Annotated in this window: 14 protein-coding genes; 4 read left to right on the forward strand and 10 right to left on the reverse strand. The window is 62.5% G+C overall.

Annotated features, from left to right (window positions below):
* Positions 1-22: 22 nt before the first annotated feature.
* The 3 genes from BRA1417_RS0134120 to BRA1417_RS0134130 all read right to left on the reverse strand — a co-directional run bounded on the left by BRA1417_RS0134120 (position 23) and on the right by BRA1417_RS0134130 (position 5,292).
* Positions 23-1,822: an ABC transporter ATP-binding protein gene (locus BRA1417_RS0134120; protein WP_027519638.1), complete on the reverse strand. Its 1,800-nt coding sequence runs from the start codon at positions 1,820-1,822 to the stop codon at positions 23-25.
* 538 nt (positions 1,823-2,360) lie between these two features.
* Entirely contained in the window at positions 2,361-3,947 is a 1,587-nt protein-coding gene (locus BRA1417_RS0134125) for a DHA2 family efflux MFS transporter permease subunit (RefSeq protein WP_027519639.1), read from the reverse strand.
* A 25-nt stretch (positions 3,948-3,972) separates the two neighbouring features.
* Positions 3,973-5,292, reverse strand: coding sequence for an HlyD family secretion protein (locus BRA1417_RS0134130; protein WP_027519640.1), 1,320 nt, complete (start codon positions 5,290-5,292; stop codon positions 3,973-3,975).
* Positions 5,293-5,487: 195 nt separating this feature from the next.
* On the opposite strand from BRA1417_RS0134130, the gene BRA1417_RS0134135 reads away from it, so the two are divergent.
* Positions 5,488-6,123, forward strand: coding sequence for a TetR/AcrR family transcriptional regulator (locus tag BRA1417_RS0134135; RefSeq protein ID WP_027519641.1), 636 nt, complete (start codon positions 5,488-5,490; stop codon positions 6,121-6,123).
* Between the two features lie 53 nt (positions 6,124-6,176).
* Positions 6,177-6,512 (forward strand): DUF6665 family protein, encoded by a 336-nt coding sequence (locus BRA1417_RS0134140; protein ID WP_027519642.1) that lies wholly within the window; start codon positions 6,177-6,179, stop codon positions 6,510-6,512.
* 222 nt (positions 6,513-6,734) lie between these two features.
* Here the strand turns inward: BRA1417_RS0134140 and BRA1417_RS0134145 are convergent, their stop codons facing one another.
* The 3 genes from BRA1417_RS0134145 to BRA1417_RS0134150 all read right to left on the reverse strand — a co-directional run bounded on the left by BRA1417_RS0134145 (position 6,735) and on the right by BRA1417_RS0134150 (position 8,954).
* Entirely contained in the window at positions 6,735-7,520 is a 786-nt protein-coding gene (locus BRA1417_RS0134145) for a potassium channel family protein (protein WP_035968996.1), read from the reverse strand.
* 223 nt (positions 7,521-7,743) lie between these two features.
* Positions 7,744-7,932 (reverse strand): hypothetical protein, encoded by a 189-nt coding sequence (locus BRA1417_RS43290; RefSeq protein WP_084462374.1) that lies wholly within the window; start codon positions 7,930-7,932, stop codon positions 7,744-7,746.
* A 449-nt stretch (positions 7,933-8,381) separates the two neighbouring features.
* Positions 8,382-8,954, reverse strand: coding sequence for a bifunctional transcriptional activator/DNA repair enzyme AdaA (locus BRA1417_RS0134150; RefSeq protein ID WP_027519644.1), 573 nt, complete (start codon positions 8,952-8,954; stop codon positions 8,382-8,384).
* A gap of 149 nt (positions 8,955-9,103) precedes the next feature.
* Here BRA1417_RS0134150 and panE point away from each other — a divergent pair, with 149 nt between their 5' ends.
* Both panE and BRA1417_RS0134160 read left to right on the forward strand, forming a co-directional pair.
* The gene (panE, locus tag BRA1417_RS0134155) at positions 9,104-10,024 is read left to right on the forward strand and encodes a 2-dehydropantoate 2-reductase (RefSeq protein WP_027519645.1); all 921 of its coding nucleotides are present in this window, start codon (positions 9,104-9,106) and stop codon (positions 10,022-10,024) included.
* A 19-nt stretch (positions 10,025-10,043) separates the two neighbouring features.
* Positions 10,044-11,324, forward strand: coding sequence for an MFS transporter (locus BRA1417_RS0134160; RefSeq protein ID WP_198034885.1), 1,281 nt, complete (start codon positions 10,044-10,046; stop codon positions 11,322-11,324).
* 224 nt (positions 11,325-11,548) lie between these two features.
* Here BRA1417_RS0134160 and BRA1417_RS0134165 read toward each other — a convergent pair whose 3' ends face one another.
* From BRA1417_RS0134165 to BRA1417_RS0134180, 4 genes are all read right to left on the reverse strand, one after another.
* The gene (locus BRA1417_RS0134165; RefSeq protein WP_027519647.1) at positions 11,549-12,988 is read right to left on the reverse strand and encodes an IS1182 family transposase; all 1,440 of its coding nucleotides are present in this window, start codon (positions 12,986-12,988) and stop codon (positions 11,549-11,551) included.
* Between the two features lie 133 nt (positions 12,989-13,121).
* Complete coding sequence (locus BRA1417_RS0134170; RefSeq protein WP_027519648.1) at positions 13,122-13,850, reverse strand: Crp/Fnr family transcriptional regulator; 729 nt, start codon at positions 13,848-13,850, stop codon at positions 13,122-13,124.
* Positions 13,851-13,897: 47 nt separating this feature from the next.
* Positions 13,898-15,277: an amidase family protein gene (locus tag BRA1417_RS0134175; protein ID WP_027519649.1), complete on the reverse strand. Its 1,380-nt coding sequence runs from the start codon at positions 15,275-15,277 to the stop codon at positions 13,898-13,900.
* A 62-nt stretch (positions 15,278-15,339) separates the two neighbouring features.
* Complete coding sequence (locus BRA1417_RS0134180; RefSeq protein ID WP_027519650.1) at positions 15,340-16,347, reverse strand: aliphatic sulfonate ABC transporter substrate-binding protein; 1,008 nt, start codon at positions 16,345-16,347, stop codon at positions 15,340-15,342.
* Positions 16,348-16,365: the final 18 nt, after the last annotated feature.

Here is a 16,365-nt window from a genome sequence, read left to right on the forward strand (position 1 = left end):
TGGTCCGCCGGCCGCACGCCACTCATTCCGCTGCTGCGATCTGCCCGAGCTCCACCACCTGGCGCTCGAACAGCCCGCGATAGATGCCGCCGGGCTTGGCCGCGAGCTTGGCATGGGTGCCTTGCTCGACGATCTCGCCGCGGTCGAACACCAGGATGCGATCGAGGCTCTTCACCGTCGACAGCCGGTGCGCGATCACGATCGAGGTCCGGCCTCGCATCAGCCGCTCCATCGCCTGCTGGATCAGCGCCTCGGATTCCGAATCGAGGCTCGAGGTCGCTTCGTCCAGGATCAGCACCGGCGCATCGGCCAGGAAGGCGCGCGCCAGCGCCACCCGCTGCCGCTCGCCGCCGGAGAGCTTGACGCCGCGCTCGCCGACCAGCGTGCCGTAGCCCTTGGGCAGCCGCACGATGAAGTCGTGCGCGTTGGCCAGCCGTGCCGCCTGCTCGATCGCCTCCAGGCTGGCGCCGGGCCGGCCATAGGCGATGTTCTCGGCGAGCGAGCGGTGAAACAGGATCGGGTCCTGCTGCACGATCGCGATCTGGCTGCGCAGCGAATGCTGCGTGGCCTTGGCGATGTCTTGCCCATCGATCAGAACGCGGCCGCCGGTCACGTCGTAGAGCCGCTGCACCAGCTTGACGAAGGTGGTCTTGCCGGAGCCGGAGCGGCCGACGAGACCGACGCGTTCGCCGGCGCGGATCGTGACCGACAGTTCGTCATAGAGCGGCGCGTGATGGCCGCCGTAGTGGAACGTGACATCGTCGAACACGAGCTCGCCGCCCTCGATCGCGATCGGCCGCGCGTCCGTCGCATCCGCAATCCCGATCGGCTCGTCGTGGATCGCCACCAGCTCCTCCATGTCGTTGACCGAGCGCTGCAGGTTGTTGATGTGCATTCCGACGTCGCGCAAATAGGCATGGATGACGTAATAGCTCGTCAGCACATAGGTGACGTCGCCGGGCGAGGCCCGCCCCGAGATCCACAGCAGCACGGCGCCGCCGATCACGGAAGCGCGCAGGGCCAGCAGTACCGAGAGCTGCGCCAGATTGGTGTAGTTGTAGCGCAGCCAGGTCCGCCGCACGCGCACGCGCCAGCGGTTGACGACACGGGCAAGCCGCGCATCCTCGCGCACCTCCGCGCCGAAGGATTTCACCACCGCGTTGCAGGTCAGCGCATCCGCCAGCGTGCCGCCGACCTTGGTGTCCCAGGCATTGGAGATGCGCGCGGCCGGCGCGATGTAGCGCGTCGAGAACAGCACCGTCATCGTGACATAGACCAGCGCGCCGAAAGCGATCACCGCGCCAAGCGAGGCCCAGTGCACGCCGAGCAGGATCATCGACCCGATCAGCACCAGCAGCGACGGCGCCAGCGCCATCAAGATGGTGTCGTTCAACAGGTCGAGCGCCCACATGCCACGGGTGACCTTGCGCACCGTGGATCCCGCAAAGGAGTTGGCGTGCCAGTCGGTCGAGAAGCGTTGCACGCGCATGAAGGCTTCCTGCGCGACCTCGGACATGATCTTCAGCGAGAACGGCACGATGGCCTGGAGGCCGGTCAGCCGCAGCACCATGGAGGCTGCGCCCAGCGCCACGATACCGCCCAATGCCATCAGCGCCGCGTGACGCGCGGCGGGATCGGATGGGCCGCGCGTCAGAGCGTCGACCAGATGTCCGGAGAAGACCGGCATGAACAGGTCGGCGATGGTCGCACCCAACAAGCCGCCGGCCACGACGAGCGTACGCCCCGGCTGCTTCAGCCAGTGCCGGAACACGAAGGGCAGCACCACGCGTATCGCCGCGGGCCTTTTTGACAGAGCGGTCATGGCATCATCCGGCCGCTTATGGCGCGGGCCGGCTCCATTGATGGACGCAGGCCAGCCGCGCGGGCCGAGACGGCGTCACTTAAAGTTGGTTTTAGACTTGGGGAGAGGAGCGATCGGGACTGGAAGCCCAATCGAAGCTGGCGGAAGAGGCCTCTAGGAGGCCGAGCACATACCGAGCCAGAGCACCATCGAGCGCGGGCGTGCGATCTGCGAATGCGACGAAATCATGCAAATCCTCCCGGTTCGATGGAATGAGGTGCGCTTTATAGATGTGTCATCGGTGATTTGCAACGGGGCTCGCGCGAGATCACGCACGAGTGTTGCAAATTAGTGCGCGTCGCAGCGCTCTCCTCCGTCATGCCCCGCGACCCGGCTACGCCAAGGCTTCGCCGGGGTTCAGGTCCAGGGGCGCCGAAGCTTTAGCGAAGGCGGCAGGCGGGGCATCCAGTACGCCGCGGCGCCTCGGCTCTATTACAGGCTTTTCGGAATACTGGATCGCCCGGTCAAGCCGGGCGATGACACCGAATGAGTGGCTGGCTTAGTGCGCGTCGCCGCTGGCCCCGAACGGCGAGGCCGGCCTCTTCAACAGCGTGACGAGCAGGGTCAGGCCGAGATAGAACAGCGTCAGGATGAAGAAAGCATCGCCGAAGCCCATCACCACGGCCTGGCGATGCACGAGCTGCGACAGTTGCTTCATCGCCATCAGCGTGGAATCGCCAAGCCCCTGAAACTTCTGCATGAACATCGTCAGGGTTTCGGTCGCGGTCGCGTTGCCCCATGTGACGCGCTCCTGCAGGCGCGTGATGTGCAGGTCGGTGCGGTCGTTGAGCACAGTGTTGATGACGGCGAGACCCACCGCGCCGCCGAGATTGCGCATCAGGTTGAAGAGGCCCGAGGCGTTCTTCACCCGGTCTGGCGCGAGCGTGCCGAGCGCGATGTTGTTGGTCGGCACCATCGCGAACATCATGCCGATGCCGCGCAGGATCTGCGGAATCAGCAGCTCGTAGAAATCGTAGTCGCGCGTGATCCAGGTCATCTGGTAGGAGCCGAGCGCGAACACGACCAGGCCGAACGCGATCATGTAGCGCATGTCGACGCTCGCCATCAGCCGGCCGACCAGCGGCGCGACCAGGAACATGGTGATGCCGGAGATGGCAACGGTCTCGCCGATCATCAGCGCGCTGTAGCCGCGCACTTCGGCGAGATAGCGCGGATAGATGTAGGTCAGGCCGTAGAGGCCGATGCCGATGCAGAACTGAAGGACGCAGCCGATCGCGAAATTGCGATTGGAAAAGGTACGTAAATTGACGATCGGCTCGGCCGCCGTGAAGACGCGCCAGAAGAAGGCGATCGCCGAGATGCCGCAGATCCAGGCGCAGATCGCGACAGAGGGGTCCTGCATCCATTCATATTGCGGCCCTTCCTCCAGCACATATTCCAGCGTGCCGAGGAAGCCGGCCATGAACAGCAGCCCCCACCAGTCGAAACGATCGAGCAATTCGAAATGCGGCTCGTCGAAATCGACCAGCGCCAGCACGCCGATGGTGATCCCGATGCCGGGCACGATGTTGATGAAGAACAGCCAGTTCCAGGACATCAGGTCGGTGATGTAGCCGCCGACGGTCGGTCCGATGGTCGGTGCCAGCGTCGCGACGAGCCCGATGATAGGACCGACGATGTGGAATTTGGTGCGCGGGAAGACGGTGTAGGCGGAGGCGAACACCGTCGGGATCATGCCGGCGCCGAGAAAACCTTGCAGCGCGCGCCAGAGGATCATCTCCTCGATGGTGGTGGCGAAGCCGCAGAGCAGGCTCGATGCGGTAAAGCCGGCCGCCGAGATTGCGAACAACAACCGCGTGCCGAAGGCACGCGACAAAAATCCCGACAGCGGAATCGCGATTACTTCGGCGATCAGATAGGCGGTCTGGACCCAGGAGACCTCGCTGGAGCTTGCCGACAGGCCGGCCTGGATTTCACTCAGGGACGCCGAGACGATCTGGATGTCCAGGATCGACATGAACATCCCGAACACCATGATGATGAAAGCGAACAGCCGCTTCGGTGCGATGCGCTCCGAAGCGGGGTCCGCCATCATGGCAGGTGAAGCGGTCGTGGCGTTCGCCATGGTCTGACCTCGCGGCGCAGGCGCGCTACTGCGGATGGATCATGGTGGCGTCGTCGAGATCGACTTCGCTGTCGGCGTCGGCCGCGCCCTTGTTGGTATCGACGGTCGCAGTGACCGACATGCCGGCGCGAAGCAGGTTTTGCTTTGCGACCGACTTCGGCACGCGGATGCGGACCGGCACGCGCTGCACGATCTTGGTGAAGTTGCCGGTGGCGTTGTCAGGCGGCAGCAGCGTGAACACCGAGCCCGCGCCCGCCGCGATGCTGTCAACGACGCCGGAGAATTTGCGCATGCCGTAGGCGTCGACCTTGATCGTCACCGGCTGGCCGGGGCGGATGCGCTTGAGCTGGGTCTCTTTGAAATTGGCGTCGATATAGACGTTGTCGAGCGGCACGACGTTGCCGAGCCGCTGGCCCACCGCGACGAAGTCGCCGGCGCTGACGAGGCGGTTCGAGAACGTGCCGTCGACCGGCGCGCGCACCGCGGTGAAGGCGAGATCGCGCTCGGCCTTGGCCAGCGTGGTCTTGAGCTCGGCGAGCTGCGCCTGCGCTTCGGCCTGCTGCGCCTTGGCGACGTCGACATTGCTGAGCGCGACGTCGTAGGCGGCCTGCGCAGCCTTGACCGCGGCGGCGCCCTGGTCGCGTCCGGCTTCGGAGCTCTCGAAGGTGGCGCGCGAGGCAAACCCCTTGTTGCTCAGCGCCTGCTGGCGCTCGTAATCGAGGTCGGCGCGCTTGAGGCCGGCTTCGGCGGAGACGAGCTGCGCCTTGGCCTGTGCGACCTGGCTGTCGAGCGCCGCGACCTGGCGGCCGATGCGATCGATGGTGGCCTGCTGGGTCGCGATCCTGGTCGCGGCGGCGTCGACCGCGATCTTGTAGTCGCCGTCGTCGATGCGGAAGACGATGTCACCGGCGCGCACCGTCGTGTTGTCGCCGGCGAGGATCGAGGAGACGTGGCCGGCAACGCGCGCGCCCAGCATGGTGTTGTTGGCGCGGACATAGGCGTCGTCGGTCGCGACGTAGAAGCGGCCGACCAGCGTGTAATAGCCGGCATAGCTCGCGGCCGCGAGCGCCAGCACCAGCCCTACTCCCATCATCACGAACTTGCGCTTGCCGGACTTCGGCGCGCCGGCGGCGGCGGGCACGTCGGGGGCTGCGGCCGGCTTGTCGGTCACGGGCGTCTCCGGCGCCTCGCTGGGGCGGCGCTTGGTTTCCTCGGCCACATGAGAGCGCAACTGCTCGGCGAGAGCTACAGACGTGTCGGTGGCAGCGTCACCACCCGCGGGCGTCGGCGTCTCCACGGCGTCCGGGCGAAGGACGCGCGCAGCCTGGTCTCTCACTACGGCCATGGAGGCCTCCCCCAAAAAAGCGCAATGAGGGACGGCCGCCGTGCGGCCGGGTCCCTCTCGCCTATCCCAAATATCATTGACCGAACGGTTCGGTCAATATAGATAATATTCCCGGGCAGACCCTACTGGCCCGAATCCTTTATTTCGGTTTCATGACCCTCGACCGAAGCAAAAACTTTCCGAGACCCTGAACCAATGGTTGTAGCCGGCCGCGAACATCTGCACGTCATCCAGGAGGAGGACAGCTCCAAACGCCGCCAGATCCTGGACGGGGCCCGCAAGGTGTTCATGGATCTCGGGTTTGACGGCGCCAGCATGGGCGAGATCGCCCGCGCGGCCCAGGTCTCCAAGGGCACGCTTTACGTCTACTTCGCCGACAAATGCGCGCTGTTCGAAGCCATCCTCGAGCAGGAGGCGCTCCAGCACGGTCAGGTCGCGTTCAATTTCGATCCCGCCCGCGATGTTGAAACCACGCTGAAGGATTTCGGCCGGGCCTACAATCGTCTGCTGTGCCGGCCCGGCGGCGGATCGGCGATCCGCACCGTGATGGCGATCGCCGAGCGCATGCCCGATCTCGGCCGCCGCTATTATGCGCGCGTGCTGGACAAATCCATCAACCGCCTCTCCGACTATCTCAACACCCATGTCGCCTCCGGCGATCTCGAGATCGACGATTGCGATCTGGCGGCGTCGCAGTTCATGGAACTGTGCAAGGCCTCGCTGTTCCTGCCCTTCGTCTTCCAGGCCGCGCCCGCACCGTCGGAAGAGCGCATGAGCGAAGTCGTCGACAGCGCGACGCGGATGTTCCTGGCAGCTTATCGGGCGAAGTAGCGGCAAGCCGGGCCTGCGTTGCAGGCCGTTTCGGCAGCATTATATTTGGGCTCATGTCCCGTGATCTCCGCCCGCCCGTCGATATCCTCCATTACGAGATTGTCCAGGAACAGGCCTCCGCGCTCGGACGGATGGGCCGCACGCTCGAACAGGCGCTGGCGCGCCTGCGCGAGTTCGACGCCGCCCATGCCCTCCCCGAGGTGCCGGCCTCGATGCAGCCGGCCCGACGCAAGCTGGTGATGGAGGCCGGCCACGCGCTCTGGATGTTGGTGGTGCAGCGTGAGGCCTCCGGCTTGCGCGACAGCCGCCACATCATGCGGACCTACAATGTCCCGGCCGAGGTGCAGCTGTGCATGGGGCTGGTGCCGGCACCGTCGAAGTCGACCTGAAAATAATTTCTACGGCGCCGGGCGCTAGACAAGGCCGTTACCACGGCGATGATTGCGATGGATGCAAGGGCGTAGAAAGAGACCATGGTCCCATACCACCTGTTCCAAAGCTCTATCATGTGCGGGCTCCTCGCGAGCGGGCACCCACGACCGAAAAACGCCATCCACTCCGGCACCGCTCCTGATGATGGCAATACGTTTCGATCGCCGAGGTAGCAACAGCTACGCCAAACCTTCATCGGGAATATTGAGAACAGCGCCGCATGCCTTGCAATGCACGGCATCGCTCTCATGCCGCTGCAGTCCGCAAGTTGGGCAAGGAAATCTGACCTTGTTCGGACTCAACAATGCGCGCGCAAGATTGAAGAACAGGGTTACGCCGAAAATCATGATCACGACGGTTATCAAACGACCTATTGTGCCTGGCAGGGTGATATCGCCAAAGCCAGTCGTCGTCAGCGCGGTGACCGTGAAATACAGGGCGTCAGCATAATTCCGAATCTGATCGTTACGAAACTTCTGGGTCTCGTAGACTATCCCCGTCATGACAAATATGAAAACCGCAAGGTTCGTGACGGCAAAGATGACCTCCTCGTTGCGACGGAAGAATGACGAATCCATGCGCAACCTAGCGAGCATCTGGTAGTCACGAAGCAGTCCCAGTGTCCGCAAAATCCGCAGAAAGCCGCCAGCCTCGCCAGCGAGGGGCGCCAGGAATGAAACGATGGCGACCATGTCAGCCCATGTCGAGAGGCGGCCAAACTTTCGAAGCGGGTGCCGGTCGGCGAGTAGGCGTGCTGAAAAATCGGCCAATATCATTGCGCCGAATAGCAGGTCGAAGGTTTCGATGATCTCACTGGGGTGCAGGAACGACGTTCCGATGATGAACAGTATGGTAACAACATCAAACGCGAGCAAAGCATAGCGGAAACCAACGGCGCTCGGCGTTGTACCCTCGTAGAGGCGACGGACGCGGCTTCTCAGGGAGGTGTGGTTCACAGCTGCCATGCTCGCAGTTTGCACAGATGATTGCAGCTGGGACAACCCTCGCGCCTGGGAGATCTAAGTCAGTGCGACGAGTTCGAGCTGGTTGACGCTTCCGTGACAGTCCGCAGCACCAGCGTCAGGTGGCTGTTACCGAGATGGATTATCATCGGCAACCTCGATGCTATCGGCTCAAGTTCGCCTGCTTTCCTCCACTGAAACGCAGCGCCGGGTCTGCTGTATACATTCACCCTTTTTGTTTCTCTTCGGCGTTTCTTCCATCCGAGCTTTTGGAGCGTTCTTCGAAGCGATCAGCGCCCTTCGCTAAATCGTGTCCCGTCTTTCTCTCGTTTTTCGCTTCTTCCTTGGCAGTCGCCTCGCGCAAGCCTTCAGCGGCCCGTTCTCCAGGATTCGATGATTTTCGTTCGTCATCCATGTGAAGCACCTTCCCTGATAACGACAGGCTTTTCCAGGAATACTCCGTGCCTGTCTCAGCTGGGCTGTAGCAAACTTCAACAGGATCGCTTGGAGATTGTTCCAGTTCGGTTGAAGCTAGTGCGTTTACTGGCCCGAAGCTGACTTCAGACGAGCCGCGCAGTCCATGTGCGCTAAAGGATATCGAAGATTACAAACAGCACCTTCGCTCCGGTCCCGGCCGAGGTGCAGCTGTGCATGGGGCAGGTCCCAGCGTCCTCGAAGTCGGCCTCGGAATGATTTCTACGGCGCCGTGCGCTAGAGCGTGTACTCATCGAGCGGCCGGCCACCTGATGTCCGGCTTAACGCCAACACTGGCCGACGAGCGGATGGCTTCCGAGGTCGCAGATGGGCAAACAAGAGACGTGTGCGCTCGGCTGACGATCTGTCCGCTTCACCGAAAGCCGACGTTTACGTGGCACTCGGTTTGCGGGCACGCCTGATCTGCGTTGGCGGTCGCCGATAAACCTCAGCGAACACCGTATTGAATCGCCGCAAGCTACCGAAGCCTGCGCGCACGGCGATCTCCGACATCGTGAGATCGGTCTCGTCCAGAAACCGCTTCGCCCGCTGCACGCGTGTCGTCTGGGCGACTTGAACCGGGCTTGCACCGAGATGCCTTTGGAAGAGCCGGGACAAATGTCTCGAACCGATCCCGAGACGATCGGCCAAAGTCTCGACACTGCCGTCATCAAGTGCACCGTCCGCGATGAGCCGGAGCGCACGTTCGACAGTGGTGCGTGTTCCCTTCCATGCAGGCGAGAAAGGAGCAGCCTCGGGCCTGCACCTCAGACACGGTCGGAAACCCGCAAGTTCGGCCGCCGCTGCCGACGGATAGAACATTACGTTGGCCGCCTTGGCTGGGCGCACCGGACAGACCGGGCGGCAGTAGATACGTGTCGTGCGAACGCCAGAAAAGAATAGGCCGTCGAAGCGACGATCCCGCCTAACGCGTGCCCGTTCGCATTCTTCGATATCGAGCATTGAGTTCCTCGAGGATAGCCGGCGACGGAGTCCGATTCCGGCGAGCGCGCAGAGTGCCCCTTCTGGTATGTAGATGTCCAGGAACACCGGAGCCGCGGATAAGCAACGTTCTGGACAATCCGGTATCCAACAACAAGAGGAATTGAGAGATGCGCGTTCTCATCGTTGGCGCAGGGGCCATTGGCGGATACTTCGGCGGCAGGATGCTGCAAGCCGGCCGCGACATCACCTTTCTGGTGCGGCCGCGCCGTGCCTCGGAGCTTGCCGCCGCAGGCCTCGTGATCAAAAGCCCGAATGGCGACGTAACGCTGAAGCATCCGCCCGTCGTCCAGGCCGACACCATCAAGGACAAGTTTGACGTCGTGCTGTTGAGTTGCAAGGCCTACGACCTCGACGATGCGATCAAGTCGTTCGCGCCGGCGGTAAGCGAGAGGACCGTGATCATCCCGCTGCTCAACGGTATGCGTCATCTGGACGTTCTCGACGAAAAAATTGGCGCGAGCCAGGTGCTGGGCGGGCTCTGCCTGATTGCAGTGACACTGAACGACAAGCGAGAAGTAGTCCAGCTGGCCCCGGTGCAGTCGCTTGGTTTCGGCGAGCGCGACGGCAAACTGTCAGACCGGGTTCGCGCCATCGAGGACGTCGTCAGAAGCTGTAATTTCGACGGCGCGGCGAGCGAGACCGTCCTGCAAGATATGTGGGAGAAATGGGTGTTCCTCGCGTCGATCGCGGCCTCGACCAGCCTGATGCGCGCCCCAATCGGCATGATTCTGGCGGCGTCCGGCGGTAAGGACTTCCTGCTTGGCATTCTCGACGAATGCAGGGCGGTCGCGACCGTGGAGGGCTATCCGCCCCGTGCGCCTGCGCTGGAACGCGCGACAGGGATGTTGACCACGGAAGGCTCACCGCTCACCGCATCGATGTTCCGCGACATTAAGGCGGGCCAACTGATCGAAGCCGATCATGTGATTGGCGACCTGATTGCGCGCGCTGATACAGCTAAAGTTCCGGTGCCCCGGCTGCGCACGGCCTACACGCATCTGAAGGCCTACGAGCAAACGCGCGATTGATTGCGCATACGGTGCGTACTTGGCAAGTCGTCGCCCTGCCCTCAGATCAGGACACCTAACTCTGCAGATCCCCGAGCTTCGACAATCGCGATTTCAGGGCTGGTCCGTCGTTTGGGCCGCGTTTGTAATCGCGGTCTTCGGATGGGGTGTCGGATTTTATAGTCCGGGAGTGCTCTTGCTGACGTTGCACGCTTCCAAGGGCTGGCCGGTCGCAATGATCTCTAGCGCGATCACTGCGCACTTCCTGATCGGGGCAGCACTGATTGTGTACTTACCCGAAGCTCACAGATCACTTGGGTTGGCGCAGACAACGATCATCGGCGCGGTTCTCGCAGGCGCAGGGATCGTGGCCTGGTCAGTCGCGTCAGCTCCGTGGCAATTGTTCGGGGCGGCAGCAATCTCGGGGAGTGGTTGGGCAGCGACGAGCGGTGCGGCGATCAACGCGATGGTCGCTCCATGGTTCGATCGAGATCGACCAATGGCCATCGGCTTGGCATTCAACGGCGCAAGCATCGGCGGCGTCATGTTTCCACCGTTGCTTATTTTGCTGATCGCCAAGATTGGGGTTGAGGCGGCGGCGGTCGCGGTAGGTATCGCCATGCCGCTGGTCATAATACCTCTTTCGATTTTTTACCTGCGCCGTGATCCGAAGGGACTCGGTCTGGCGCCCGACGGGCTGCTTATCGACAGCAAGCCCCACGTCGCTGCCCCATCGACGCGTAGTCCTCGTAAAGACCTCATCAAGACCAAGGGTTTCATGACACTTTCAGTGGCCTTCGCGTTGGCTCTATTCGCTCAAGTCGGACTGCTAACGCACTTGCTGACCCGAATATCCCCATTGCTCGGCGAGAACGGGGCTGCCGCCGCAGTCAGTATGGTGACGACATCCGCTGTTTTGGGCCGCACTCTGCTAGGCTGGACGATCGGAGGCCGTGATCGCCGCCTGGCTGCATCCGCGAACTTTCTTCTCCAAAGCGCCGGCGTTGCATTGATGATCATCTCAGATGCGCCCACGATTGTACTGGTTGGTTGCGTGCTGTTTGGTCTCGGCGTCGGTAACGTTGTTTCCCTTCCCCCGCTTATCGCGCAACATGAGTTTCGTCCGGCCGACGTCGGTACGGTCGTCGCGCTCGTGGTGGCGTTCAATCAAGCTGTCTTTGCGTTGGCTCCTGCTATCCTCGGCGTACTTCGGGACATTTCGACGAGCTACGTGGTGCCGTTCGCCTTGGCCGCGGCAATGCAAATCGTAGCCGCGTTGATTGTGCTCATAAGGCCTCCAAGAAGGTCGGCTGGTGAGTAGATCTTCGGACGAACCCAGCGGTGGAGCCAGTGCCTGCAATGGGTCTTGGTCGTGTAAAAACGCTGTTGCATGACGCGGACCGGCGCGGTCGAACTCAGGCTATCGCGGCCCGATCAATTTGGGCAAGTTTTACAGCCGCTCGACCAGAACTCATCCTGAGGCAATGTCGGGGGCTCTTTTACGCGCCGCCCCATGAACCGCAACGGCGCGCGGCAACGCCCGTATCACGCCCTCACCGCCGCCAGCAGCGGTTTCATCCCGACGATGTTCAGCACGCGTGTCAGATTGTAGCCGAGCACGCACAGCGCCATCTCGGTCGCAACTTTCGGCAGGGTCACGCACAAGAAGTGCGTCGCGCCCATGCGCATCTTCAGTGTGCCGAACCTATGCTCGACGGTCTCGCGGCGTGTGCGCATGGCGTTTGGATTCTTGTCGAGCCGCGCCTGAGCGCGTTCGAGAACGTCCTCGTGCACCCATCGCTTGATACGGCGTTGTGGGCTCGGCGTGCACTTCGATTTGAGTGGACAGGTTTTGCAGGCGTTCGTCCAATAGTTGCGCAGCTTCTGGCCGTCTTCGTCGTTGGTATAATAATATTTGAGTTTCTCACCGGCAGGGCAGCGATAAACATCCTCATTTGGCAGATAAGCAAAGTCCTGTTTGCCGAAGCGTCCCGAAGCCTTCGCACCCGATGTCATCGGCTTGGGCAAAGTCACCGTGATGCCAGATTGCTCGCACGCCACGATTTCTTCACCCTTGAAGTAGCCGCGATCGGCAACAACATCGAGCGTGTCGGCCTCAAGAACGGCTTTGGCTTGCCGGGCTATGTTTGCAAGTTGCGACCGGTCCGAGCCGCTTGTTGTCACCTCGTGCGCGACGATCAGATGGTTTTCTGTATCGACCGCCGTCTGCACGTTGTAGCCGACGACGCCAGAACCACGGCCGCTCGTGGCCATCGAACGGCTGTCGGAATCAGTGAACGATATCTGCTGATCGGGCGACGCCAGAACCTGTTTTTCAATCGCTGCGAGTTTCGCCATTTCAACGGTCAGATTTTTGAGTCGTTCTTTGATCCGCGTCTTTTTTAACTCCAGTGTTTCCGACGGCTCCTGCCGGTCGGCGGCATCGAGCTGAGCGAGATAGCGCGCAACACTCTCCTCCAATTGCGTGCGCCGCCGCTCGACTTTGCCGCGCGTGAAGTTCTTATCGCGATTATTGACTGCTTTGAATTTGCTGCCGTCGATCGCAACGCTGGCTGTCGCGAGCAAGCCCATCTTGCGGCACACCTCGACGAATCGCGCGCAGACCTTTTTGATGCCGGGACCATTGTCCTTGCGGAAATCGGCAATCGTTTTGTGATCGGGCGCAAGCCTGGCGAGCAGCCACATCACTTCGACATTGCGGCCAGCTTCACGCTCAAGCCGGCGGCTCGAATGGACACGGTTGAGATAACCGTAAATGTAGAGCCCTAAGAGCGCGGCCGGATGATACGACGGCCTACCTGTGCCGGCAGGCTCAACGCCACCGAACCCAAGTTCAGCCAGATCGAGGGCTGCAACGAAGGCGTCGATCACGTGAACCGGATTGTCATCTGCAACCCAGTCGTCCAGGCATTCCGGCAACAAAGTAGATTGCCCGCGATCAGCTCCTTGAACGAAACGAGCCATGCCAGCCCCCGCCGATTCAGTGCGGGAATCATAGTAGGCACGGCGTTTTCACACAGCCAGGGTCAAAAGCCGCCCATCATGCTCAAGGCGGAGACTTCCGTTGCGTCGGTAAGCTGACCTTACTCGTCCACGCCTAGTCGGTCACCTGCTTGCGGAGCGCAGCGAGATCGTTGACGACCATCTTGGTCGGGCCGGTCCAGATGATGCCGTCGTCCTGGAGGCGGCTGAGGATCAGGCTGATCGACTGGCGCGTCGCGCCGATCATGCGCGCGAGATTGGCTTGCGTGATGCGGCCGAGCGAGATCGGGCCGCTCTCGTCCTGGGCTGCGTTCTCGCACAGCTTGACCAACAGCAGCACCAACCGTTCCGCCGCCTTCTGTCCCGCCAGCGTCTGCGCCAGCATCGAATACGTCTCGCCCTTGAAGCCGAGACACTCGATCAGCGCGACTGCGAACGACGGCGACTGCGCGATCAGCCGGCGGACCGCGTCCTGATCGAGATGCAGTGCTTCGACCCGCCCGAGCGCGCGGGCCGACCAGCTGTGGCGATGATCGCCGAGGATATAGGGCGCGCCGACGAAGTCGCCCGCCTCCCAGGTCGACAGCATCAGTTCGCGCCCCTGTGTGCCGGCATGGGTGCTTTCGACGATCCCGTTCAGGATGATGTGGACGCCGTTTGCGGGCTCGCCCTCCCGCAGCAGATATTCGCGGTTCTGGTAGGTCGCGAGCCTGCCGGTTCGCATCACCAGCTCCAGATCGGGCTTGTCCAACGCCTTCAGCACATAACGTCCGGTCCCGGGCCGAGGCAGTTCGGCGCGCGGCTCAGCTGGATCGGCCACCTCATGCGCATCGCTGCGCTCCACGATCGGTCTCCCTTCGAGTGACGGCTCGAAGGCTAGGGGGTCTCCACTCAGATTGCAACGCGGCGCATATGGTCGGGCACGGCTGAAGCCTCCACGAAAGCGCAAGCCAGATCGGTGAGCAGGCGCTCCCGGCCGGCCGGCGCCAGGAACGTGACGCCATAGGGCACGCCGGCTGCGGTGACGGCGTTCGGAACGGCGATGGCGGCCAGCGCAAGCGGGTTGGCGTAATTGGTGTAATAGCCGTTGTTGAAGTTGGACGTCAGCGGATCGCGCGCGACGTCGTCGATGCTCAGCACAGTGCCGACCGTCGGCACGACCAGCGCGTCGTGAACTTGCCAGAAATCGCGCAGCGATCGCTGGACCTCCTTGACCTTGTAGAATGCACGATAGGCGTCGGCCGCCGTGAACTTCCGGCTGCCGATGACCAGGTCGCGCACGATCTTCACGCCCGCGTCCGGGTTGGCGTCGAGGAACGCGCCGACCGAGACGTCCCGCTCGGCGAGGAAAGGTCCGAAAAACATCAAATCGTTGACCGAAATGAACGGCGAGAAATCGACCGAAGTGACCGACAGATCGAGTTGCCGCAGCTTGCGAAGCCCATCGCCGAACAGCGCCTCCGTCTCCGCATTGCCGAAGAACCTGAGCTGATCCGGACGGGGCGTTGCGATGTGAAGCGGCCGCGCTGGAGATCCCTGCTCCGTCCATCCGGCGAAATCCACCGGTGAAAAACAGTCCTCGGCATCGCGCCGCGCCAACACGCGATAGACGTCGTGGCCATCTCCGGGATCGCGCGTGTAGAGCGAGATGGTATCAAAACTTCGGCACGCATAGACCATGCCGCGCTGACTGAAGGCGCCGGGCGCCGGCTTGAAGCCGGTCACGCCGCAATAGGACGCCGGCACCCTGCCCGATCCGCCGGTATCGGTGCCGAAAGCAAAGGACGAGGTGCCTGTCGCGACCGATACCGCTGCGCCCGAGCTGGAGCCGCCGGGAATGTAGTGGGGGTTATGCGGGTTGCGGGCGATGCCATAGGGCGAGCGCACGCCGACGAGGCCGGTCGCGAACTGATCCATATTGGTCTTGCCAAGGTAGATCGCGCCGGCGGCGATGGCGTCGGCGACGACCGGGCTCGTGTCTTTCGCGGTGTAGGCGAATTCCGGGCAGGCCGAAGTGGTCTGCTCGCCGGCCACATCGATACAATCCTTGACCGAGAACACGAGGCCGTAGAGCGGCAGCTCGGCGATCTCACCAATGCGGGCATCGAGCGCGCGGGCCTTTGCCATGACGCCTTCGGGATTTGCCGTCGAGATCCAGACGCCGCTTTGGTCGGCATCCTCAAGGCGCGAAAGCACATAAGCGGCGACATCGGACGGCTTGAGCTCACCGCTACGATAGGCGGCACGGAGGTGGCGAGGTGCGAGATTCATATCGGTCACGTGCGAGAGGGAATTGGCAATGTGCCGGCGAGACAGGCCCGCCGGCACCGACCCTAGCGGCCGATCACCTTCTCCAGATAGGCGGGCTGGATGAAGGCTTCGAAATCCGCGCGCGGCAGCAACTTCGGCAGGCGCTCCTGCTTCACCAGGAAGTCGGCGGTCGAGATCAGCGTGTCGACGAACTTGCCCTTTTTCGCGGACGTGCCGAGATATTCCTCCGTGAGCTGCTTGTTGCAGGGGATCATCCCGGTACCCTTCATCATTCGCTGCGCGTCCTCGATGGGCAGCGAAAGCTCTTCCGCGATGATCTCCGCGGTCTTCTCCGGGTTCTTCAGCCAGAAGTCGATGCCTTCGCATTCGGCCTTGATGAACTTGTCGACGTAGGACGGATACTTCTCTGCGAATGCGTTCATGACGACGCCGATGTCCCAGGTCGGGTAGCCGCGCTTCGCCATATCGCCCGAGGTGACGAGGATCTTGCCGCCGTTCTTCACGGCCTTGCCGAGATTCGGCTCCCAGAACCAGGCCGCGTCGATGTCGCCGCGAAGCCAGGCCGCCGCGATGTCCGACGGCGCGAGGTCCAAGATCTTCATCGAGGCGGGATCGACACCCTCGTCCTTGAGCGCCTGGAGCAGGAGGTAGTGCGTCGTGGAGCCGAACGGCGCCGCCACCGTCTTGCCCTTGAGGTCCTTGAGCGAGGTGATGTTCTTGTCGGCGCGAACCACCATCGACTCAACGTAGTCGAGCATGTTGATCACCAGGATGCCCTTGATCGGCAGGGCGCGCGTCGCGCCGATCGCGGTCGGCGGATTGCCGAGGCCGCCGAAGTCGACGTCGTTGCCGGCGATCGCGCGCAGCATGTCGCCGCCGCCGCCGATTTTGACGTATTTGATGTCGACGCCCGGCATCTCCTTGGCGAGCAGGCCAAGATGCTTGGTGACCAGCTGCGCGTTGACGAGGTTCAGATAGCCGACGGTCACCTTCGCCGGCTTTTCCTCGGCGCGGACAGCGGCCGTGAGCGCCAACGTGGTAACCGCGAGCGTCGCAATCAGTCTCTTCATAGAGGTCTCCCCTAGGAT

The organism is Bradyrhizobium sp. WSM1417, assembly GCF_000515415.1.
In the GTDB taxonomy this organism is placed as follows: domain Bacteria; phylum Pseudomonadota; class Alphaproteobacteria; order Rhizobiales; family Xanthobacteraceae; genus Bradyrhizobium.